At 75.5% G+C, this 19,408-nt stretch carries 23 protein-coding genes; 9 read left to right on the forward strand and 14 right to left on the reverse strand.

Annotation, left to right across the window (positions count from 1 at the left end; genetic code table 11):
- Positions 1–57 precede the first annotated feature (57 nt).
- Complete coding sequence (locus ACIRD3_RS25370; RefSeq protein WP_402220745.1) at positions 58–657, reverse strand: maleylpyruvate isomerase N-terminal domain-containing protein; 600 nt, start codon at positions 655–657, stop codon at positions 58–60.
- A gap of 144 nt (positions 658–801) precedes the next feature.
- Here ACIRD3_RS25370 and ACIRD3_RS25375 point away from each other — a divergent pair, with 144 nt between their 5' ends.
- Positions 802–1,458: an NAD(P)-dependent oxidoreductase gene (locus tag ACIRD3_RS25375; RefSeq protein WP_402220747.1), complete on the forward strand. Its 657-nt coding sequence runs from the start codon at positions 802–804 to the stop codon at positions 1,456–1,458.
- 68 nt (positions 1,459–1,526) lie between these two features.
- Here the strand turns inward: ACIRD3_RS25375 and ACIRD3_RS25380 are convergent, their stop codons facing one another.
- Positions 1,527–2,309, reverse strand: coding sequence for a dioxygenase (locus ACIRD3_RS25380; protein WP_402220750.1), 783 nt, complete (start codon positions 2,307–2,309; stop codon positions 1,527–1,529).
- Between the two features lie 132 nt (positions 2,310–2,441).
- Between ACIRD3_RS25380 and ACIRD3_RS25385 the strand changes: the two genes are divergently transcribed.
- Complete coding sequence (locus ACIRD3_RS25385) at positions 2,442–2,909, forward strand: MarR family winged helix-turn-helix transcriptional regulator (protein ID WP_402220871.1); 468 nt, start codon at positions 2,442–2,444, stop codon at positions 2,907–2,909.
- Positions 2,910–3,013: 104 nt separating this feature from the next.
- Here ACIRD3_RS25385 and ACIRD3_RS25390 read toward each other — a convergent pair whose 3' ends face one another.
- Positions 3,014–4,249, reverse strand: coding sequence for an RNA polymerase sigma factor (locus ACIRD3_RS25390; RefSeq protein ID WP_402220752.1), 1,236 nt, complete (start codon positions 4,247–4,249; stop codon positions 3,014–3,016).
- 99 nt (positions 4,250–4,348) lie between these two features.
- Positions 4,349–4,702, reverse strand: coding sequence for a YciI family protein (locus ACIRD3_RS25395; protein ID WP_402220755.1), 354 nt, complete (start codon positions 4,700–4,702; stop codon positions 4,349–4,351).
- A gap of 252 nt (positions 4,703–4,954) precedes the next feature.
- Between ACIRD3_RS25395 and ACIRD3_RS25400 the strand changes: the two genes are divergently transcribed.
- Positions 4,955–5,365, forward strand: coding sequence for a hypothetical protein (locus tag ACIRD3_RS25400; RefSeq protein WP_402220758.1), 411 nt, complete (start codon positions 4,955–4,957; stop codon positions 5,363–5,365).
- 143 nt (positions 5,366–5,508) lie between these two features.
- Positions 5,509–5,970, forward strand: a complete 462-nt coding sequence (locus ACIRD3_RS25405) for a molybdopterin-dependent oxidoreductase (protein ID WP_402220761.1) — start codon at positions 5,509–5,511, stop codon at positions 5,968–5,970.
- Between the two features lie 25 nt (positions 5,971–5,995).
- On the opposite strand, the gene ACIRD3_RS25410 is transcribed toward ACIRD3_RS25405, so the two are convergent.
- Positions 5,996–7,111 carry a hypothetical protein gene (locus ACIRD3_RS25410; RefSeq protein ID WP_402220764.1) on the reverse strand — a complete coding sequence of 372 codons (1,116 nt, stop codon included), beginning with the start codon at positions 7,109–7,111 and terminating at the stop codon, positions 5,996–5,998.
- Positions 7,112–7,197: 86 nt separating this feature from the next.
- Here ACIRD3_RS25410 and ACIRD3_RS25415 point away from each other — a divergent pair, with 86 nt between their 5' ends.
- Positions 7,198–7,716 carry a GNAT family N-acetyltransferase gene (locus ACIRD3_RS25415; protein WP_402220767.1) on the forward strand — a complete coding sequence of 173 codons (519 nt, stop codon included), beginning with the start codon at positions 7,198–7,200 and terminating at the stop codon, positions 7,714–7,716.
- A 320-nt stretch (positions 7,717–8,036) separates the two neighbouring features.
- Here ACIRD3_RS25415 and ACIRD3_RS25420 read toward each other — a convergent pair whose 3' ends face one another.
- Positions 8,037–9,071, reverse strand: coding sequence for a LacI family DNA-binding transcriptional regulator (locus tag ACIRD3_RS25420; RefSeq protein WP_402220770.1), 1,035 nt, complete (start codon positions 9,069–9,071; stop codon positions 8,037–8,039).
- A 158-nt stretch (positions 9,072–9,229) separates the two neighbouring features.
- On the opposite strand from ACIRD3_RS25420, the gene ACIRD3_RS25425 reads away from it, so the two are divergent.
- A complete protein-coding gene (locus tag ACIRD3_RS25425) occupies positions 9,230–10,180 on the forward strand; it encodes a DUF4436 family protein (RefSeq protein WP_402220772.1) in 951 nt (316 codons plus the stop codon).
- A 41-nt stretch (positions 10,181–10,221) separates the two neighbouring features.
- Here ACIRD3_RS25425 and ACIRD3_RS25430 read toward each other — a convergent pair whose 3' ends face one another.
- From ACIRD3_RS25430 to ACIRD3_RS25455, 6 genes are all read right to left on the reverse strand, one after another.
- Positions 10,222–10,977: a GNAT family N-acetyltransferase gene (locus tag ACIRD3_RS25430; protein WP_402220775.1), complete on the reverse strand. Its 756-nt coding sequence runs from the start codon at positions 10,975–10,977 to the stop codon at positions 10,222–10,224.
- Positions 10,978–11,111: 134 nt separating this feature from the next.
- Positions 11,112–12,206, reverse strand: coding sequence for a WD40/YVTN/BNR-like repeat-containing protein (locus ACIRD3_RS25435; protein ID WP_402220778.1), 1,095 nt, complete (start codon positions 12,204–12,206; stop codon positions 11,112–11,114).
- 204 nt (positions 12,207–12,410) lie between these two features.
- Entirely contained in the window at positions 12,411–13,853 is a 1,443-nt protein-coding gene (locus tag ACIRD3_RS25440; RefSeq protein ID WP_402220781.1) for a dihydrolipoyl dehydrogenase family protein, read from the reverse strand.
- Positions 13,850–14,305, reverse strand: a complete 456-nt coding sequence (locus ACIRD3_RS25445; protein WP_402220784.1) for an OsmC family protein — start codon at positions 14,303–14,305, stop codon at positions 13,850–13,852. The genes ACIRD3_RS25440 and ACIRD3_RS25445 overlap by 4 nt, the downstream gene beginning before the upstream one ends.
- A gap of 154 nt (positions 14,306–14,459) precedes the next feature.
- Positions 14,460–15,194, reverse strand: coding sequence for an alpha/beta fold hydrolase (locus ACIRD3_RS25450; RefSeq protein ID WP_402220787.1), 735 nt, complete (start codon positions 15,192–15,194; stop codon positions 14,460–14,462).
- Positions 15,195–15,372: 178 nt separating this feature from the next.
- Positions 15,373–15,762: a thioredoxin family protein gene (locus tag ACIRD3_RS25455; RefSeq protein WP_402220790.1), complete on the reverse strand. Its 390-nt coding sequence runs from the start codon at positions 15,760–15,762 to the stop codon at positions 15,373–15,375.
- Between the two features lie 231 nt (positions 15,763–15,993).
- On the opposite strand from ACIRD3_RS25455, the gene ACIRD3_RS25460 reads away from it, so the two are divergent.
- Genes ACIRD3_RS25460 through ACIRD3_RS25470 form a run of 3 tightly spaced genes read left to right on the forward strand, consistent with a single transcriptional unit; the run spans position 15,994 to position 17,945 of the window.
- Entirely contained in the window at positions 15,994–16,551 is a 558-nt protein-coding gene (locus tag ACIRD3_RS25460) for a hypothetical protein (RefSeq protein ID WP_402220793.1), read from the forward strand.
- 48 nt (positions 16,552–16,599) lie between these two features.
- Positions 16,600–17,157, forward strand: a complete 558-nt coding sequence (locus ACIRD3_RS25465; RefSeq protein WP_402220873.1) for a sigma-70 family RNA polymerase sigma factor — start codon at positions 16,600–16,602, stop codon at positions 17,155–17,157.
- A complete protein-coding gene (locus ACIRD3_RS25470) occupies positions 17,154–17,945 on the forward strand; it encodes an anti-sigma factor family protein (RefSeq protein ID WP_402220796.1) in 792 nt (263 codons plus the stop codon). Before ACIRD3_RS25465 ends, ACIRD3_RS25470 begins: the two co-directional genes overlap by 4 nt.
- A gap of 26 nt (positions 17,946–17,971) precedes the next feature.
- On the opposite strand, the gene ACIRD3_RS25475 is transcribed toward ACIRD3_RS25470, so the two are convergent.
- Positions 17,972–18,697, reverse strand: coding sequence for a hypothetical protein (locus ACIRD3_RS25475; protein ID WP_402220797.1), 726 nt, complete (start codon positions 18,695–18,697; stop codon positions 17,972–17,974).
- Positions 18,694–19,353: a hypothetical protein gene (locus ACIRD3_RS25480; protein WP_402220800.1), complete on the reverse strand. Its 660-nt coding sequence runs from the start codon at positions 19,351–19,353 to the stop codon at positions 18,694–18,696. The genes ACIRD3_RS25475 and ACIRD3_RS25480 overlap by 4 nt, the downstream gene beginning before the upstream one ends.
- Between the last annotated feature and the right edge of the window lie 55 nt (positions 19,354–19,408).

Here is a 19,408-nt window from a genome sequence, read left to right on the forward strand (position 1 = left end):
CCCGGGGCGGGGGCCGGCCCCGCCCCGGGCCGGCCCCCGCGCCCGGCCGGACACGGCCTAGTCCGGCCACTCACCCCGGGCCGCCCGCCAGACCCACGAGGACTGGCGCGGGCGGCCGTCGAGTTCCCCGCGCCCGGTGCACCAGAGCAGGGTCTCCGCCGGGTGGGTGTCCGCCTCCTCCGGTGCGTCCGGGAAGAGCCGGCTGAGCACGAAGCGGCTGGAGACCTCGGGCAGCTGCCAGGTCAGGCCGAGGCCGAGGGCGATGTCGTGGGTGTGCAGCACCAGCTCGGCGACGCCCATCGCCGCGAAGCCGCGCGGCTCGCAGGGCCCGTGGTGGTAGGCGCGCAGGTCGTCGGGGGCGGCGTCGAGGGCGTTGCCGAGCAGTTCGCCGGCGGCGAGGACGACGTCCAGCACCTGGTCCGGGTCGGCGTCGGGGCTGACGGTGAGGTCGAAGGGCAGGTAGCGGGTCCTGGGCCGGGCGGCGAGCTGGCCGGCGTAGGCGAGCAGGTCGTGGGCGATGTGGGCGGCGGTGTCGCGGCAGCTCCACTCCAGCGGCCCGGCGGGGACGCTCCAGTCGCGGTCCCGGGCGTGCGGAGCGAGCACCCGCAGGCACTCGTCGAGGGCGTCCCGTACGGGGTCGCCGTTCCTGTGGGTCATCTCTGCGGCCGGTCCTTCGATCGGGTTTTCGACGGGCCGTCACACGATAGGGCGAAGCCCCGGCCCGCCGCCCGGGGTTTCCGTCCGATAATCGACCCTGTCCGGCGCCGGTGAGGCCACCCCCGAGAACCCAGGCAGGTACCCATGGCCAGGATCGCCGTGATCGGCGCCAACGGAACCATCGGCAGCGCCGTCGTGGCGGAGGCGGTGGCCCGCGGGCACGAGGTCACCGCCGTGGTCCGCGACCCGGCCCGCTACCGGGGCGGGGTGGGCGGGCCGGTCGCCGTGGAACGCGGGGACGTGCTGGACCCGGCGGACGTGGCCCGGGTCGCGGCCGGCCGGGACGTCCTGGTGAGCGCGGTCGGCGGCGGCGACGGCCCGGGCCACCTGGCGCTGATCGAGCCCGCCGCCCGCTCCCTGGTGGAGGGCCTGCGCCGGCTGGACGGCGGGGCGCCCCGGCTGATCGCGGTCGGCGGCGCGGGCAGCCTGGAGACCGCGCCGGGCGTCCGGGTCTGGGACACCCCGGGGTTGCCGGAGGCGGTGCTGCAGATCATGCGCGCGCACGGCGCGGCGCTGGACTACTACCGGACGGTCTCCGACCTGCGCTGGACGGTGCTCAGCCCGGCCGCCGAGATCGGCCCGGGGGAGCGGACCGGCCACTACCGCACCGGCCTGGAGCAGTTGCTCACCGACGCCGGGGGCCGCAGCCGGATCTCGGTGCCGGACTTCGCGGTCGCCCTGGTGGACGAGATCGAGCAGCCCGAGCACATCGGCGAGCGCTTCACCTGCTGCGCGCTCTAGGGATGCCGCGCGCTCTAGGGATGCCGTGCGCTCTGGGGGATGGAGCGTGCTCCAGGGAGCCGGACCCGTCAGCCCAGCTGGATCGAGCGCTTGGCGAGGCCCATCCAGAACCCGTCGATGACGCTGCGCTGGCTGTCCAGGTCGGCCTCGCCCGCGCCGAGGGTGACGAACAGCGGGGCGAAGTGCTCGGTGCGCGGGTGGGCGAGGCGTCCGGCGGGGGCCTTCTGCTCGAAGTCGAGCAGCGCGTCCAGGTCGTGGGCCTCCAGGGCGCGCCGGCCCCAGTCGTCGAACTCGGCCATCACCGAGGTGACCCGGCCGTCGTTGCTGAGCGCCCGCAGGTTGTGGGTGAAGAAGCCGCTGCCGACGATCAGCACGCCCTCGTCGCGCAGCGGGGCGAGCTTGCGGCCGATCTCCAGCAGCCGCTGCGGGTCGAGGGTGGGCAGCGAGACCTGCAGCACCGGGATGTCGGCCTCCGGGTACATCTCCACCAGCGGGACGTAGGCGCCGTGGTCGAGCCCGCGGTCGGGGATGTCCTGGACGGGCGTGCCGGGGGCGCGCAGCAGCTTGCGCACGCGGTCGGCGAGCTGCGGCGCGCCGGGGGCGGCGTAGCGCACCCGGTAGTAGTGCTCGGGGAAGCCCCAGAAGTCGTAGACCAGCGGGACGGTGGTGACGGCCCCGAGGGCCAGCGGCGCCTCCTCCCAGTGGGCGGAGACCATCAGCACGGCCGTGGGCCGGGGCAGGTCGGCGGACCAGGCGGCCAGCTCGCCCGGCCAGACCGGGTCGTCGGCCAGCGGCGGAGCGCCGTGCGACAGGTACAGGGCGGGCATGCGCTCGGGGGCCGCGGCGCTCATGGCGTCCTCCTCGGGACCGGTTCGGTCACCGGACCTCCGCCCGGTGTTAGTTCAAATTTGAACCTCTCTGCCGTCGACGGTACACCTTCGTTCGAATTTGAACAACAGGAGTAGGCTTCACCCATGTCCTCACTGAACGAACCCCGCTGGCTGGACCAGGACGAGATGGCCGCCTGGCGGGGCTTCGTCGTCGCGAGCAACCTGCTGAACCGCCGGCTGGAGCGCCAGCTCAAGGAGGATTCCGGCCTCTCGCACCAGCAGTACGAGATCCTGGTGCACCTGTCCGCCGCCCCCGGCGACTCGCTGCGGATGACCGAACTCGCCGACAAGCTGGTCACCTCCAAGAGCGGCCTGACCTACCAGGTCACCCAGCTGGAGCGGATGGGCCTGGTCGCCCGCCGCTCCTGTCCCAGCGACGTGCGCGGCGTCTTCGCCGAACTCACCGACCAGGGGCGGGAGATGCTGCGCCAGGCCGCGCCCGGGCACGTCGCGCTGGTCCGCGAGCTGCTGATCGACGTGCTCACCCGCGAACAGCTGGCCGTCCTCGCGGACGGCCTCGGCGCGGTCAGCGCCCGCCTGCGCCAGGACGACACCCCCTGAGCGGACCCCCGAGCCGCCACCCCCTGAGCCCACCCCCGGACCCGCCACCCCCTGGGCCCGCCCGACCTCCCCTGAGCGCGCCCCCGAACCCCGAACGGAACCCGCTAGGCGAGCCCCGCCGCCCGCTCCCGCAGCAGCTCCCGCTCCCGCTCGTTGCGGGTCAGCTCCGCTGCCCGCTCGAACTCCGCCCGGGCCTCCGCCGCCCGCCCCAGTCGGGCCAGCAGATCGCCCCGCACGCTCGGCAGCAGGTGGTAGCCCCGCAGTGCCGGCTCCGCCGCCAGGGCGTCCACCAACTCCAGTGCGGCCGCCGGGCCCTGGGCCATCGAGACGGCCACCGCCCGGTTCAGCGCCACCACCGGGGACGGCGCCAGCGCCAGCAGCCGCTCGTACAGCGCGGCGATCGTCGCCCAGTCGGTGTCGGCGTACCGCCGCGCCTTCGCGTGGCAGGCGGCGATCGCGGCCTGCACCGAGTACGGCCCGGTGCCGGCCCGCTGCAGGGCGTCGAAGCCGCGCCGGACCAGCAGCCCGTCCCAGTGCGCCCGGTCCTGGTCCGCCAGCAGCACCGGCCGGCCGTCCGGCCCGGTCCGGGCGGCCGTGCGCGAGGCCTGGAACTCCAGCAGCGCGGCCAGCCCGTGCACCTCCGGCTCGGCCGGCATCAGCGCGGCCAGCACCCGGGCCAGCCGCAACGCGTCCTCGCACAGCCGGGGCCGGAGCAGGTCGTCCCCCGCGGTCGCCGAGTAGCCCTCGTTGAAGACCAGGTAGATGACCTCCAGCACCGACGACAGCCGCTGCGCGCGGTCCTCCCCGTACGGCACCTCGAACGGCACGGCCGCCTTCGCCAGCGTCCGCTTCGCCCGGACGATCCGCTGCGCCACCGTCGGCTCGGGCACCAGGAAGGCGCGGGCGATCTCCGGGGTGGCCAGCCCGCCGAGCAGCCGGAGGGTGAGCGCGATCCGCGCCTCCGCCGACAGCACCGGGTGGCAGGCGGTGAAGATCAGCCGCAGCAGGTCGTCGTCGATGTCGTCCGACTCGACCGGCTCCGGCGGCGGGACGTCCTCCAGCGACCGCCCCACCTCGGCGAGCTTGCGGGCGTAGACCTCCCGGCGGCGGACCAGGTCGATCGCCCGGTGCTTGGCGGCGGCCGTCAGCCAGGCCCCCGGATTGTCCGGCACGCCCTCCCGCGGCCACCGCTCCAGCGCGGTCACCAGCGCGTCCTGCGCCAGCTCCTCGGCGATGCCCACGTCCCGGACGATCCGGGCCACCCCGGCGATGATCCGGGCCGCCTCGATCCGGAACACCGTCTCGACGGCCTCGGCCGCCTCCCTCTCCGTCACGGCCACCCATCAGAGCAGTCGGCGGGGAGGGAGGCAAACACGGGCCCGGACGTCACCGCGACCGGCACGGGGGTCGGCGCGGGGCCGCCGCCCGGGACGGAACACCTACTCGGCGATCTGCCGGACCTCGGCCTCGACGTGCCAGCTCACAGGGTGGGCGCGCAGGAAGCGCCGGGTCCACTCCAGGGCCTCGGCGTGGTCCTTGCACTGCAGGATGGCGTAGCCCCCGATGACCTCCTTGGTCTCGGTGAACGGGCCGTCGGTGCAGCCGACCGTCCCGCCGTTCCAGGTCACCCGGCTGCCCTGGGCGGTCGGGGTGAGCGTGGCGGTCTCCAGCATCACCCCGGCCTTGCTGATCTCCTCGAACAGGGCCCCCATCCGCTGGTCGAACTCCGGGTCCGGCTCCCAGCCGGCGCGGTGCTCCTCGTCGATCCGGATCAGCGTCATGAAACGCGGCATGGTGACTCCTCGGCCGGTCGGGCGGGGCCTCTCCCCGCCTCTCACCCCTGCGTCGAACGGACCGGTGCCGGATCGACACCCGCCGCGAAGAATTCTCCGGACCGCTCCGGGAGGCCGCCCCGGCATCCGCGGCAGCCCCCGCAGCGGCAGCCGTACCCGGGTCGGCGACGGAACCGTGCCCGGGGCCTGCCGGAAGGGCCGTCCGTGATCGAATGGTGCCCGCGTGAGCGGAGCGGTGGAGGGGAGACACGGATGCTCATGGACATCCTGGAGGCGGTCGCCGAGGTGCTGGCGGACACGATCGGCGAGGCGAGGAAGGGGGAGCGGAAGGATCGCGACGGCTTCGCCGAGGGGCGGGTGGTGGTCTTCGAGGGCTGTGTCACCGGCGCCCGGCCGTACTGTCGCGCGACGCCGGAGTACCTGCACGCCTCGTCCACCGCGCTGGCGATCTCGCCGCTCCGCGGACACACCGCGCAGGCCCGCTACCTGCCGAGCGGGATGGAACTGGTCGAGGTCCGGAAGCGGCGCGCGGACGACCCGAAGACGATCGAGAAGCACTGGACGGTGATGGAGTGCCGGGAGGGGGAGCACCGGGTCCTGATCGGCTGCACCTCGGGCAACATGCGCCACGTCCGCAGGGCGCTGGGGTTCGCCGCAGCCTGAGCGCAGATTCCGGCGGAACGGCCGGGACGTCATCGCAGCTGCGATTGAATAGGGCCTTTCAGCCTGGCAGTTGCGAATGACCGGACGACCCCTCGGGTAGTCCTCCTCCGGGCCGCGGCGCAGCGGCCCGGAGGAGGAGCACCATGACCCCGGCGAGACCCACCGTCCGGCTGCACGGCCACCTCGACCGGCCCGCCGAGCTGACCGTCGACCAGCTGCGCGCCCTCCCCGCCCACCGGGTCGAGGTCGGCTTCGACTGCCTGACCGGGGGCGAGCAGCGCCACGGCTACGAGGGCCCGGCGCTGCTCGACGTGCTGCGTGCGGCCCGACCCCGGATCGACTTCTCCGGCCGCAAGCAGCGGCTGCGCTTCCTGCTCTCCGTGGTCGGGGCCGACGGCCACCGGGCGGTGGTCTCCTGGGCCGAGATCGACCCGGACTTCGGCGGCCGCCGGATCCTGCTGGCCACCAGCATGGACGGCACCCCGCTGGACGCCGTAGGCCCCCAGCTCGTCGTGCCCGACGACCACTGCGGCGCCCGCTACGTCAGCGCCGTCACCGCCGTCTGGCTCGGCCCCCTCGGCGACCCGGCGCCCCCCGCCGGGTAGCCGCCGCACGCCCCCGTCGGCCCCGTTAGTGCTGCCGCGCCGCCTTGGGCCGCAGCTCCGGCGGCAGCGGCTTGGCGCGGGAGAGCCGGACGGCCGTCCCGCGGGCGCTGTCGAACGCGGCCACCGGGTCGGCCGCGTTCGTCCAGGGCTGGCAGCCGCACCACGGCCCGATCGCCCGGAACTGCTCCAGTGCGATGCGGTACAGCTCGGCCCTGCCCGCGTAGTAGGCGAGCAGGTGCCGCAGCAGCGTCAGCCGCTCGTCGTTCGGTGGGACCCGCGCGAGGGCGGCCGCCACCTTCCGCACCGGCTGTCTGCCAAGCTCGCCGCCGAGCGTCGCGCCGAGGGTGCCGCGCCTCTCCAACTCGCCGAGCGCGTGCAGGTAGAGGCCGGGCAGCGGGCTGCCGGCCGGGGCCACCTTGATCGCCCGCCGGGCGAAGGCCAGCATCTTCTTGTCCGAACCGAGCCACTTGGCGCACCAGTACTGCATGCCCTGCCAGTGGCCCTCGTAGTGGTACGGCGCCCGCTCGACCAGCCCGCGCCACAGCTCCCGGAACTGCTTGGGCGTGTACCGGGCGCCGCGGGCGGCGGCCACCATGACCACCCAGGGCGCGGGGTTGGCGGGGTCGAGCCGCGCGGCCCGCCGGGCCGCCTCGATGGCCGCGGGCAGCATGGCCCGGAAGGCCCGCATGTCCGCCTCCGGCACCTCGTCCGCCTGACCGGAGCCGCGGACCGCCCAGGCCGCGCGCACCATCCGGTGGGCCTCCAGGGCCGCCGCGTCGCAACTGCCCGGTTCGGCCGCGCGCCAGGCCCTCAGCCAGCCCTCGTCCCGGCGGGCGACGGAGTCCAGCAGTTCGAACCGGAGCCAGCGCTCGTCCCAGTCCTGCCCGGCGGCCTCGACGTACGCGGCGGCGGGCTTCCAGTTCCCGGCCCAGGCCGCGTCGGCTATCGCCTGCCGTTCCTGCCGGAGGTGCCGGGGCGGCGGCGGCCCGGCGCGGCCCGGGTCGAGCCGGTCGCGGGGGACCATGCCGTACGCGGGGGCGTCGTACGCGGTGAGGGCCCAGCGCCGGGCCCTGGTCTTGCGGACCGTGATGACGGCGACGTAGCCGAGGATGATCGCCAGACCGAGGACGAGGTAGCTCACGGCGGAGATCATCCCGGGTCGCGGAGGTGCGGGCAAAGCGGTAAAACGTCTCGCCGGAGCCGGGTTTCCGTGTCAACATGCCCCATATGGGGACGATTCTGCACGGCGCGCTGGTCACCCTCCGGCCGGCCACCACCGACGACATCCCGGCCCTGGCGGCCATCCGCGGCACGCCGGAGGTGTTCGCCCGCTGGCGGGGCGGCGACGACCTGCCGGCCGAGGTCGCCAACGACCTGGAATCGCCCGACACCGAGACCTTCGCGATCGACCTGGGCGGCCAGGTGGTCGGCGCCATCCAGTGGTACGCCAACAACGACGACGAGTACCGGCACGCGGGGATGGACCTCTACCTCGACCCGACCGTGCACGGCCTGGGCCTGGGCACGGACGCGGTGCGGACGATGGCCCGGTACCTGGTGCAGGACCACCACTACCACCGGCTGGTGATCGACCCGGCCGCGGACAACCTGGCCGCGATCCGCTGCTACGCCAAGGTCGGCTTCCGCACGGTCGGCACCATGCGCCAGTACGAGCGCGGGTCGGACGGCACCTGGCACGACAACCTGCTGATGGACCTGCTCGCGGACGAACTCCTCGACGGCTGACCGCTGTCCGCCCGCCCCTCTGACACCCGACACCCGACACCCGACACCCGACACCCGACACCCGACACCCGACGCCCGGCTCGACCGCCGACCACTCCCCGGACCGCACCCGGTGATCGGCGGCACCTGCTCCGGCGGCCGGACCGGTGGGAGCCGCGACCGCGCCCGGTGCCGGCCCGCGATGTCGAACGTGAAGGTCGACGTCGACCCGCAGGCCGGCTGGGCACCGGGCCAGCTCGGCGCCGCCGCGCCCAGCGACCACTACCCGGTCGAGGCGACCTTCCGGCTGAACCGACGCGCCGCTGCCCGGCCCGCCGGCGTCAGCCCCGTGCTGCCCGCCCCGTGGCCGGGCAGCCGCAGGAGCGGCGCACCACCAGACGGGCCGGGAAGGTCCGGGCGCCGGCCGCGCGCAGCTCCGGCCCGCCCAGGACCAGGTCCAGCGCCGCGCGGGCCATCTCGTCCTGCGCGGTGGTGACGGTGGTCAGCGCCGGCCCGGCGATCACCGCCTCGGCGATGTCGTCGAAACCGGCCACCGCGAGCTCCTCCGGCACCCGGATGCCCAGGTCGTCGGCGGCCCGCAGCAGGCCGATCGCCTGGTCGTCCGTCGCGCAGAACACGGCGGACGGCCGGTCGGGCCGGGCCAGCAGGGCGAGCGCCTCGGCGTGTGCCCGGACGCGGTCGAACGGGGCCGGGGTGAGCCGTCCCTCGACGGGCAGCCCGGCTTCCTCCAGCGCGGCGACCCAGCCGGCCGTCCGCGCCGTGACCGGGTCGTGCGGGCTGAGCGCGAGCGTCCCGCCGAAGCAGTGCACCTCGGGGTGACCGTGCCCGAGCAGGTGGCGGACCACCTCGCGGGCGCCGCCCTCGTCGTCCGCGACGACGGCCACGCCGTGGGCGCTCTCCGCGCGGTGGTGCAGCAGCACCACCGGGGTGCCGTCCGCGACGTCGAAACCGGTCAGCCCGGGGGTGGCCGGGTCCTGGGTGACCAGGATCAGGCCGTCCACCTGCATCCCCAGGAAGGCGCGGATGTAGTGCGCCTCGCGCTCGTCGGCGTAGTCGGAGTTGCCGATCAGCAGCAGTCGGCCGTGGTCGGCGGCGGCCTGCTCGACGGCGTGCGCGAGCCCGGCGAAGAACGGCTGCCGGGCGTCCGGCACGACCATCCCGAGGAGGTTGGTGCGCCGCCGCGCCATCGCCTGGGCGACCCGGTTGGGCCGGTAGCCGAGCTCCTCGACCGCTGCGAGCACCCGCGCCCGGGTCGCCGGCGCCACCGGCCGCGGCCCGTCGTTGATCACATAACTCACGACCGCCGTGGACGTCCCCGCCGCCCGCGCCACATCGTCCCGTGTCACCCTCGCCATGACCGTTGAGCCTACACACCACCTCCGACCAGCCGGTTTCCCGTGCTTCCCGCGGGGCCCCGATCGGCCGTCGGGGCTTGCGGGACGGGTGGTGCCGTGCGGACGCTTGCGGGACGGGCGGCGTTCGGGCCGCCGCCGCCGACCGTGGGAGCAGGTCGATGAGCACGCCGCAGCGCGGGGCCACCCGGTCATCGCGCCCCAGCACCCGGCCGCGGGTCCGCATCCACACCCGGGTGCGGGCGGCGAGCGCGACCCGGCCCAAGGTCAGGCCGTGGAGCGCCTACGCCGTCGCGACGGCCATCGTGCTGTCGGTCGTCGCCGGTCTGCTGCTCTACCTCGACGAGCGGTCCAGCCGGAGCCACCCCCAGCTGGTGGGCACCGCGCCCGGCCCGGACTACCTGGAGGTGAACGTGGTGCTGCAGCGGGTCGACGCGGCCGCGCAGACGCTCACCACGAAGGTCCTGGTCCAGCCGCACGGCGCGCTGCGGGCGCCGGACGAGCCGCTGGTCCCGGCGCAGGACGTGGTGGTGGAGACCACCTCGCTGGAACAGACCTCGCTCACGTACGGGGCCGGCCGGCAGATCGGCGCCGGCACGGTGGTGTTCAGCCTGCTGAACGGGCGGATCACCGACTACCCCTTCGACAGCTACCGCGCGGACATCGGCTTCCGGGCGACGGCCGGCGGCCGGGCCGTCCCGGTGGTGATGAGGGTCGAGGAGAGCGAGCCGTTCTTCGCCTTCCGGCAGGGTGCGACGGAGACCCGGGACGGCGTCGTCGGGGCGCGGGAACGGATCGGCCGCTCGCGCAGCACCTTCATCCTGGCCTGGTTCATGATGGCCGCGATGTGGGCGCTGGCACTGTCCGCGCTGGTGGCGGCCTGGCTGATCGTGCGGCAGCGGCGCGGGATCATCTGGCCCGCCCTCAGCTGGATGGCCGCCACCCTGTTCGCCCTCGTCGGCATGCGCAACGCCGCGCCCGGCAACCCGCCGATCGGCTCGCTGCTGGACTACGCGGCCTTCTTCTGGGCGGAGCTGCTGGTCGCGATCAGCCTGACCATGGTCGTGGTGCGCGGAGGCCGGGTCGAGGGCGCGCGGCGGCCGAACCCGTAGCCGCCGGGCCGTGGGCTCCGCCGGCGGCTGCAGGGCCTGTCTCAGCCGGCGTCCGGCACGATCACCGTCAGCGAGGTCTCCTGCAGCCGGAAGCCCAGCGACTCGTACAGCCGACGGGCCGGGTTGCCCTCGGACACCGCCAGGTGCAGGTCGGCGGTCCCCCGCGCGGCGGCGTCCGCGACGGCCCGGCGCAGCAGGTCGGCGCCGAGGCCGCGGTAGCCGCGCCGCGGGTGCCGGAAGACCTCGGCGACCCACGGCAGGCCGTCGCGGTCGGTCAGGACCACCGCGCCGATGACACGCTCCTCGGCGTCCACGGCGAGCAGGCTGGAGGGCAGGACCGGGCCGATGGCCTTCCCGGCGAGCAGCAGCCCGAGCCGCTCGTCGAGCGCCCGGGCGTCGTCGCCGGGGAAGTGGTCGACGTGCCCGGGCCCGAAGGCCGCCCGCCAGGATTCGAACAGCTCCTCGGGCGCCCGGTCGCAGGGCACGGCCCGCAGGCCTTCGCGCAGCGGTGCCCCGGCCCAGTCGGCGGGCGGCGGGTCGGCGCGCAGGTCCCGCCGGAGGGTGTGGGCGTGCCGCAGCACCCGCGCGCCGCCGGCCACCAGCCGCCGCCCGAGCTCGGGACTGCCGGAGACCACCCAGCCGGGCAGCTCGGCCCGGATGTACCCGGCCGCGTCCACCGAGTCGTCCAGCACCTCCAGCAGGTCGGCCCAGGGCCGGCCCTCCCGCTCGCCCGGCAGGTAGCGCAGCACCGCGGTGCCCGCGCCGTCGTGCCTGACGACCCAGTCCGACTCCGCCATGGCCCACCCCTCGTCACGTGTTCACCCGGGATCGTTCGTCGGCGGCCCATGCTCACCGCACCGGAGTGTCCGGGGCAACCCGTTTTCGGGCAGCGCCGCTTCGGTCGGCGAGGTCACCGGAAGCCGGGGTCGGGTCAGGCCACCACCGCCGCGCGGACGCAGAGCACGTCGGGCAGGTGGGAGAGCAGCAGCGACCAGCTCTCGCCCTCGTCCCGGCTGCCGTACACCTCGCCCGTCCGGTTGCCGAAGTAGATGCCGGCCGGTTCGGCGTCGTCGGTGCGCAGGGCGTCGCGCAGCACGATGCCGTAGTGGTCCTCGCCGGGCAGGCCCTCGGCGAGCTGCTGCCAGCTGCCGCCGCCGTCGGTGGTGCGGAAGACCCGGCAGCGGCGGCCGGGCGGGATGCGGTCGTCGGAGCCGCCGAGCGGGAACAGGTAGGCGGTGTCGCCCCGGCGGGGGTGGGCGGCGACGGCGAAGCCGAACTCGGCGGGCAGCCCGTCGACGATTGAGCGCCAGCTGCCGCCCCAGTCGTCGCTGCGGTAGACGCCGCCGTGGTTCTGCAGGTAGAGGCGGTCCTGGTGGACCGGGTCCGGGGCGATCTTGTGCACGCACTGGCCGAACTCGGGGTACTGGCTCTCCTGCGGGAAGAACTCGGCGCGCAGCCCGGTGTTGGACGGCTCCCAGCTGTCGCCGCCGTCCTTGCTGCGGTAGACGCCGCCGCTGGAGACGGCGACCAGCAGCCGTTGCGGGTCGCGCGGGTCGGTGAGGATGGTGTGCAGGCCCTGGCCGCCGTAGCCGGCGCCCCACTGGGGCCGCTGCGGGTGCTCCCAGAGCGACTCGACCAGGGCGAAGGTCTCGCCGCCGTCGGTGGAGCGGAACAGCGCGGCGGGCTCGGTGCCCGCGTAGACCACCCCGGGGGCCTCCGGCCCGGCGGGCTGCAGTTGCCAGACCCGGGTGAGCGAGGCGCCGGTGGACTCGGGGAAGCGGATGGCCGGCTGCGGCGGCTCGTACCAGTGCGCGCCGAGGTCGTCGGAGCGCCAGACCGAGGGCCCCCAGTGGCTGCTGTCGGCCCCGGCCAGCAGTCTGGTCCGGCCGTCGCGGCGGTCGACGGAGACGGAGTAGATCGCGTTCATCGGGAAGTGCGGCCCGCTGAACTCCCACGCCAGCCGGTCGCGGCTGCGGCCGAGGAAGAGGCCCTTCTCGGTTCCGACCGCCAACAGCACCTCGGTCATGCTTCACACCACCTGATCACGAGCACGGCCCCCCGGGACGGCCCCCGACTGCCAGTGTCGCGCCGTCCACCGGTGGTCACATCTCGCCGCGCCGTTCACCCGGAAGGCCGTCCGTCCGGCCGCGGGGGCCGGCTCACCGCCCGCGGCCCCCTCGGCCCGCGGCCCCCTCGGCCCGCGGCCCCCTCGGCCCACCCGCTGCCGCGGCTACCCCCGGCAGCCCTCCAGCAGGCGCAGCCAGACCTCGCTCATCGTCGGGTACGCGGGCACGGCGTGCCAGAGCCGGTCGATCGGTACCTCGCCGACCACCGCGACGGTCGCCGAGTGCAGCAGTTCGGCCACCCCGGGGCCCACCAGGCAGGCGCCGACCAGCACTTCGCGGTCCAGGTCGAAGACCACCCGGGCCCGGCCGCGGTAGTCGTCCCCGTACAGCGAGGCCCCGGCGACGGCGCCGAGGTCGTGGTCGACGGTCTTGACCCGCAGTCCGGCCTCCTCGGCGGCGGCCAGGGTGAGGCCGACGGCGGCGACTTCCGGTTGCGCGAACACGACCTGCGGCGCGCCCGCGAGGTCGGCCGACGCGGCGTGCGCGCCCCAGCGCGCGGTGTCGAGCGGGCGCCCCTGGGCGCGGGCGGCGATGGTCGCGCCCGCGATCCGGGCCTGGTACTTGCCCTGGTGGGTGAGCAGTGCCCGGTGGTTGACGTCCCCGGCGGCGTACAGCCATCCGCCCTCCACGCCGAGCACCGTGCAGCTGTCGTCCACCTCCATCCAGTCGCCCGGCTTCAGCCCGACCTGCTCCAGCCCGATGTCGGCGGTGCGGGGGGCCCGGCCGGTCGCGTACAGCACCTCGTCGGCGGTCAGCCGCTCGCCGTCCTCAAGGGTGAGGGTCACCGGCCCTGAGCCGTCCGCCCGCTCCAGGGCGGTGACCTCGGTGCCGAAGCGCAGGTCCACCCCGGCCGCCCGCAGGCCCTCGGCGACCAGCTCGCCCGCGAACGGCTCCATCCGCGGTAGCAGCCGGTCACCGCGCACCAGCAGTACCACCTCGGCGCCGAGCGCCCGCCAGGCGGTGGCCATCTCCACCCCGACCACGCCGCCGCCGACCACCGCCAGCCGTCCGGGGACGGCGGGCGCGCCGGTCGCCTCCCGGTTGGTCCACGGGTGCGCCTCGGCGAGCCCCGGCACGTGCCCGGGCAGCACCGGACGGCTGCCGGTGCACACCGCGACGGCGTGCCGGGCGGTGAGCACCCGCTCGCTGCCGTCCTCGGCCTCCACCGTCACCGTCCGCTCGCCGGCCAGCCGCCCGTGGCCGCGCACCAGCTCGATGCCGGTGTCCCGCAGCCACCGCACCTGGCCGTCGTCGCTCCAGTTCGAGGTGAAGGAGTCCCGCCGGGCCAGCACCGCGGCCGGGTCCAGCCGCCCGTCGCCGACCGCCTCCCGGGAACCGGCCACCGCGCGGGCGTCGGCCAGCGCGGCCACCGGGCGCAGCAGCGCCTTGCTCGGCATGCAGGCCCAGTACGAGCACTCGCCGCCGACCAGTTCGGCCTCCACGATCACCGTGCGCAGGCCCGCGGCGACCGTCCGGTCCGCCACGTTCTCGCCGGTCGGGCCGGCCCCCAGGACGATGACGTCGTACTCCTCGGCGGTGCTGGTCATGTCCGGTCCTCCGTCGTCTCGATGGCCACCCCGGCCCGCAGCGCGAGGGTGACGGGCGTGCGTTCGCAGATGTCGAGCAGCCGGGCGCGCTGGTCCCCGTCCAGGTCGCCGGCCAGGGCGACCCGGCGGGAGATCCGGCCCCGGCTGCCGTCCGACTCGTACCCGAGCCTGACCCGGACCGACTCCAGCGGCCACTCCTTGCGCTCGGCGTACATCCGCAGGGTGATCGCGGTGCAGGAGCCGAGCGAGGCGAGCAGGAGCGCGAACGGCTCCGGCCCGCTGTCCGAGCCGCCGCGCCGCACCGGTTCGTCGGAGGTCAGCGGGTGGCTGCCCGCCCTGACGTCCACGTGGTACGGCTCGTCGGCTGCGCTCCCGGTGACCAGCGCCGCGGTGACCCGTCTGAACTCGGGCTCGGCGGCGGGTGGTTCGGTACGGCTGGACTGCTCGGGCATGGAGGCTCGCTCTTCGCTCGGCTACGGCGTGGGGCCCATCCTGCCGGGCCGGGCGCGCCCGCGCGACGGACGGACACGCGTCGGGCGCGCCGGGGACACCGCAGGGCACCCGGGGAACAGTCGTCCGGGCTCGTGGACGGGGCCCGGGGCGGGATCAGACCTCGGCGAGCTCCGCGAGCAGCGCCGCCGTGTCGGCCGGGCGGGAGAACATCGGCCAGTGCCCGGTGGGCAGTTCGCGCAGCTCCCAGTTCGGCGCGGCGAGCGCCGCGAACCCGGGGTGCCCGGAGTCGATCAGCGCGCGCACCCGGGCCAGCGGGAACGAGCAGAACACCATCGCCTGCGGCAGCGCGGCCCCGGCACCGGTCAGCCGCAGCCGGTCCCGGAACGCGCCCTCGGGGTGCGGGGTGGCGCGGGCGCGGATCCGGGCCAGTCGGGCCTCGTCCAGGCCGTCCTGGCCGGCGCCCTGGGAGGAGAGGAAGTCCCAGGACGGCATCGGCAGGCGGCCGTCGACCACCGTGGCGTCGGCCGTCTCCCGGAACGGGGGCTCCCAGAGGTCGTACACCGAGGTGCCGTCGGCCAGCGGCCGGCTGTCCAGGTACACCACCCGGCGGATCCGCTCCGGCATCCGGTCCGCGAGCCCGCAGACCGGGGCGCCGGCGCCGCTGTGGGCGACCGCCACCACGTCCCACAGGTCCTCGCGGACCAGCAGGTCGGTCAGGTCGGCGATCTGGCCCTCCAGTCCGGAAGCAGCGCTCTCGCCCGACCGTTCGGCCAACCCGGGCAGGGTCACCGGGTGGACGCGGTGTCCGGCGGCGCGCAGCGGTGCGGCCACCTCGTCCCAGGCCCAGGCGCCGAGCCAGAACCCGGGGACCAGTACGAACGTGCTCATGGGGGATCACTCCCTCGTCGGGGGCCGCCACGGCGGCCGGGCCGCTGTCACCACGACTGTAGGGCCCCTCGTCGCGCCCCCGCCCGCGTGACGACGCCGGGGCCCGGGGAGAGACGCTCTCCCCGGGCCCCGGCGACACGCCCGGGGCCGTTCCCCGGGCCCGCCCCCGGGCACGGACTCAGGCCTGGCCGCCGGCCGCCTGCTCCTCGGCGACCTTGCGCTTCACCTCGGCCATGTCCAGGTCGCGGGCCTGGCCGATCAGGTCCTCGAACACCGCCTCCGGCAGCGCACCGGCCTGCGAGAAGACGAGCACGCCCTCGCGGATGATCGCCAGCGTCGGGATCGACTGGATGCCGAACGCGGCGGCCAGCTCCTGCTGCGCCTCGGTGTCCACCTTGGCGAAGACCAGGTCCGAGTGGCGCTCGGCCGCCTTCTCGTACACCGGGGCGAACTGCCGGCAGGGACCGCACCAGCCGGCCCAGAAGTCGATGAAGACGAAATCCTTGCCCTCCGGGCCGGGGACGATGTCGTCGAAGTTCTCCTTGGTCAGCTCGACCGTGTTGCTCATCGTGCGATCCCTTCCCTTCCGGAGGCTGCGCCACTGGCTACGTGCCCGCGACAACGGTGCGCCCCGGTGGCGTATTCCACCGGCCCGCCGCGCCCGTCGGGCCCGGACCGGGCCGCCGGCGTCGTGCCGCCGGGGCCGCGCCGCCCGGATCGAGCGGCCCGGATTGAGCAGTCGGCCGCCACCGCCCGTACAGAAGGGTGACCAGTCCGTCCAGACCGCGGGAGACACCCCATGCGCAGCACACCCCGCACCCGCCGGGCCGCCGTGCTGGCCGCCTCGGGCATCGCCGTGACCGCCCTGATCGCCGGCTGCGGGTCGTCCGGGGGCGGCGGGACCGGCGCGCCGAGCACGGCGAGCAGCCCGAGCGCCCCGGCCGGTGCGACCCTGCAGACCGCCACCGACCCCAAGCTGGGCACGATCGTCACCGACAGCGCCGGCTTCACGCTCTACCGCTTCGACCAGGACGACAGCAACCCGCCGGAGTCCTACTGCAACGGCAGCTGCGCCGTCATCTGGCCGCCCGAGCACGTCAACGGCGACGTCTCGGTGAAGGGCGTCGACAGCAAGCTGGTGGGTTCCGTCACCCGCTCCGACGGCACCAAGCAGGTCACCATCAACGGCTGGCCGGTCTACCGCTACTCGCCGGACACCAAGCCCGGCGACACCAAGGGCCAGGGGGTCGGCGGCACCTGGTTCGCGGTGACCCCGAGCGGCGGCAAGGCGGGCACCGGGACGTCCACCCCGAGCCCGGCGACCCCCACGCCGATGCCCAGCGCCCCGGGCTACTGACCGGTGCCGACCGCCCTCGACCAGGAGGCCCGGGTGCGCAACGATGAAGTGGTGACCGAGGAGGACCCCGTCGGCCGCGTGGTCGGCCACGGCGCGGGGGCGTCCGACGAGGAGTTGATGCGCGCCCTGTACCGCGAGCACGCCGGGCCGCTGTTCGGCTTCGTGCTCCACCTGGTCGCCGGCGACCGCCAGCGGGCCGAGGACGTCGTCCAGGAGACCCTGGTCCGGGCCTGGCGCAACATCGACCGGCTCGACGCGGGGGCCCGCCCGCTGCGGCCCTGGCTGGTCACGGTCGCCCGCCGGATCGTGATCGACGAGCACCGCAGTGCTCGGGCCAGGCCGCGCGAGGTGGACGCGGCGGCGCTGGAACTGCTGCCCGCCGAGGACGAACTCGACCGGGCACTGCGGATGATGACCGTGGCGGACGCGCTCGGCGACCTCTCGCCGGCGCACCGCGAGATCATCGTCGAGACCTACCTGAAGGGCCGCACGGCCAACGAGGCGGCCGCCGAACTCGGCATCCCGGCCGGGACGGTGCGGTCGCGGGTGTTCTACGCACTGCGCTCGCTCAGGCTCGCGCTGGAGGAACGGGGAGTGACATCGTGACCAAGCGCCCCGACCCGGTGCCCGACGGCCCGCTGCCCGGCGGTTCCCCGCCCGACGGCCCGCTGCCCGGCGGCTCGGGCGGTGCCTTCGGCGGCCCGGAGCACGTCGACGCCGGCGCCTACGTCCTCGGGCTGCTGGAGCCGGCCGAGCGCGCCGCCTTCGAGCAGCACCTCGCCGACTGCCCGCAGTGCGCCGAGCAGGTGACCGAACTCGGCTTCGTGGAGCCCTTGTTGGCCGAGTACAAGACCTCCGCGACGGACGCCGGGCTGGATCCGGCCGCCCCCGCCCCGCAGCCGGACCCGCAGCTCCTGGACCGACTGGTCGCCGAGGTGGGCACCCGCCGTCGGCGCGGCCGGGTGCGGCGCCTGGTGCTCGCCCTGGCCGCGACCGCGATGGTCGCGGCGGGCCCGGCCGTCACGGCCGCCGTGATCACCGCCGACAGCACCCCCGCCGTGGTCGCCGTGGCCGAGCAGTTCAGCGCCACCGACCCGGCCACCGGCGCGCACGCCACCGTCGGCGTGGACGGCACCGCCTGGGGCAGTCTGGTCAGCCTGCAGCTCACCGGCGTCCGGGGCCCGCTGACCTGCAGCCTGGTCGCCGTCTCGCACGGCGGCGCCCAGCAGACCGTCAACACCTGGTCCGTACCGGCGGAGGGCTACGGAAGCCCGGGCGAGGTGCTGCGCACCACCGGCGGCGCGGCCCTCCGGCCGGGCGACATCGACCACTTCGAGGTGCGCGTCCAGGACACCGGAGCCGTCCTGGTCGCCGTCCCCGCCCACCGGGCCTGACCCGGCACGGGCGGGGCGCGGCCGGGCTACGGCCGCAGCACGCTCGCGTACGGCCCGTGCGGGTCGTGGTACGCGGCCAGCCGTTCGATCCGGGCCGTGCCCCGGACCCCGGGCCAGTGCCGGTCCGGTTCGCCGGTGCCGCTCATGTGCTCCCGCCGCCAGGTCCGGCTCCAGCCGACCCGCAACGTCGGCTCGAAGCTGTGCCACCTCCCGCACGGGCAGGGCGTCAGCACCCGGGCGCAGGCGCGGCACAGCTCGGCCCGGTCGTGCCCGGTGGACAGCGGCACCGGCGGGCCCTGCTCGCCGCAGGCCGGGCAGCCGGGCAGGTCGGCGCCGTCCAGCAGCGCGTTCTGCCGCCGGACGTAGTCGGGCAGGCTCAACGGCGGGTGCAGGAAGGGGTCGTGCTGCCAGGCGGAGTCCGGTGAACCCCGCCAGGACAGGTGCCACCACGGTGTCCGGGCGGGCTGTCGGCGCCCGGCCCGCTTCTCCGCCCGGCGCTGCGCGGCGTACTCCTCGGCCCGGGCCCGCCACAGCTCCCGCGCCTCGTGCAGCTCGTCCACCGCGCGGAGCAGCGAGCCCGGGTCCGTCTCCAGGTGCCGGGGCATCCGGGCCCGGACGGTGAGGTGGTGGTAGGTCGCCCGCAGGCCGTACGGGGCGAACTCGGTGAGGCAGGTCCGCAGGGCGCTGTGCCGCCGGTACAGCGGGAGCGAAGGGTCGTGCACCTTGGCCCGGTGGGTGTGGAAGCTGGTCATGCCGAATGCGCCGGGGCCGGGGCCGGGGCCGGGTCCAGGTCCAGGGCGCGGGCGAGCGCGGCGGTCAGTGCGGGGGCGTGGTCGGGCAGCTGCCGCTCGGCCCAACGCGCCGTCAGGGAGAGGAAGTCGCGGAGGTCGCGCTCGACCCCGGCGAGCAGCCGGCGCAGCTCCTCCAGCGGCAGTTCGATCACCGGGCCGTCCTCGGCCTCGGTGTCCACGGTCAGCCGGACCACCCGGCCGACCCGCTCGGCCCGGGTGTCGGGCTCGCAGCCGAGCCAGGCCGTGCCGCTGCCCTCGGTCACCTCCCGCCAGGAGCGCCACTCCTCCAGCCCGGTGCAGCAGCCCGGTTCGACGACGGTGCCGGTGGCGGAGTCGGTCAACCGCAGGCCGCCGGGGGCGTACGGGTGCGGGTCGGTGAGCAGCCCGTGCAGGAAGCCGTCCAGCGGGTCCTGCGGGCGGGCGCCGCGCTCGGCCACCTCCTCGGGGGCGAGCTCGACGTCGTTGTGGTCGGCCAGTCGCCACACCGCCGTGCCGACCTGGGCCGACGTCAACCGCCCGTCCAGGGCGAGGTATCCGCACCGCCCGTGCTCGTCCGTCGGCCACGACGCGAAGCCCTCGGGGGCGAAGATCTCCAGGACGGGCTGCATCGACATCATCCGACGATCATGCCGGACGGCGGCTCCGTCGGTCGCGGCATTTCGGGGCCCAGGG

This window comes from Kitasatospora sp. NPDC093550 (assembly GCF_044764985.1).
GTDB lineage: Bacteria > Actinomycetota > Actinomycetes > Streptomycetales > Streptomycetaceae > Kitasatospora.

What these genes read in the sequence shown, in the direction of transcription:
- ACIRD3_RS25370 (WP_402220745.1), bottom strand. Translation starts at nt 657, where the DNA reads ATGACCCACAGGAACGGCGACCCCGTACGGGACGCCCTCGACGAGTGC.
- ACIRD3_RS25375 (WP_402220747.1), top strand. Translation starts at nt 802, where the DNA reads ATGGCCAGGATCGCCGTGATCGGCGCCAACGGAACCATCGGCAGCGCC.
- ACIRD3_RS25380 (WP_402220750.1), bottom strand. Translation starts at nt 2,309, where the DNA reads ATGAGCGCCGCGGCCCCCGAGCGCATGCCCGCCCTGTACCTGTCGCAC.
- ACIRD3_RS25395 (WP_402220755.1), bottom strand. Translation starts at nt 4,702, where the DNA reads ATGCCGCGTTTCATGACGCTGATCCGGATCGACGAGGAGCACCGCGCC.
- ACIRD3_RS25400 (WP_402220758.1), top strand. Translation starts at nt 4,955, where the DNA reads ATGCTCATGGACATCCTGGAGGCGGTCGCCGAGGTGCTGGCGGACACG.
- ACIRD3_RS25405 (WP_402220761.1), top strand. Translation starts at nt 5,509, where the DNA reads ATGACCCCGGCGAGACCCACCGTCCGGCTGCACGGCCACCTCGACCGG.
- ACIRD3_RS25415 (WP_402220767.1), top strand. Translation starts at nt 7,198, where the DNA reads ATGGGGACGATTCTGCACGGCGCGCTGGTCACCCTCCGGCCGGCCACC.
- ACIRD3_RS25420 (WP_402220770.1), bottom strand. Translation starts at nt 9,071, where the DNA reads ATGGCGAGGGTGACACGGGACGATGTGGCGCGGGCGGCGGGGACGTCC.
- ACIRD3_RS25425 (WP_402220772.1), top strand. Translation starts at nt 9,230, where the DNA reads ATGAGCACGCCGCAGCGCGGGGCCACCCGGTCATCGCGCCCCAGCACC.
- ACIRD3_RS25430 (WP_402220775.1), bottom strand. Translation starts at nt 10,977, where the DNA reads ATGGCGGAGTCGGACTGGGTCGTCAGGCACGACGGCGCGGGCACCGCG.
- ACIRD3_RS25435 (WP_402220778.1), bottom strand. Translation starts at nt 12,206, where the DNA reads ATGACCGAGGTGCTGTTGGCGGTCGGAACCGAGAAGGGCCTCTTCCTC.
- ACIRD3_RS25440 (WP_402220781.1), bottom strand. Translation starts at nt 13,853, where the DNA reads ATGACCAGCACCGCCGAGGAGTACGACGTCATCGTCCTGGGGGCCGGC.
- ACIRD3_RS25445 (WP_402220784.1), bottom strand. Translation starts at nt 14,305, where the DNA reads ATGCCCGAGCAGTCCAGCCGTACCGAACCACCCGCCGCCGAGCCCGAG.
- ACIRD3_RS25450 (WP_402220787.1), bottom strand. Translation starts at nt 15,194, where the DNA reads ATGAGCACGTTCGTACTGGTCCCCGGGTTCTGGCTCGGCGCCTGGGCC.
- ACIRD3_RS25455 (WP_402220790.1), bottom strand. Translation starts at nt 15,762, where the DNA reads ATGAGCAACACGGTCGAGCTGACCAAGGAGAACTTCGACGACATCGTC.
- ACIRD3_RS25460 (WP_402220793.1), top strand. Translation starts at nt 15,994, where the DNA reads ATGCGCAGCACACCCCGCACCCGCCGGGCCGCCGTGCTGGCCGCCTCG.
- ACIRD3_RS25475 (WP_402220797.1), bottom strand. Translation starts at nt 18,697, where the DNA reads ATGACCAGCTTCCACACCCACCGGGCCAAGGTGCACGACCCTTCGCTC.
- ACIRD3_RS25480 (WP_402220800.1), bottom strand. Translation starts at nt 19,353, where the DNA reads ATGATGTCGATGCAGCCCGTCCTGGAGATCTTCGCCCCCGAGGGCTTC.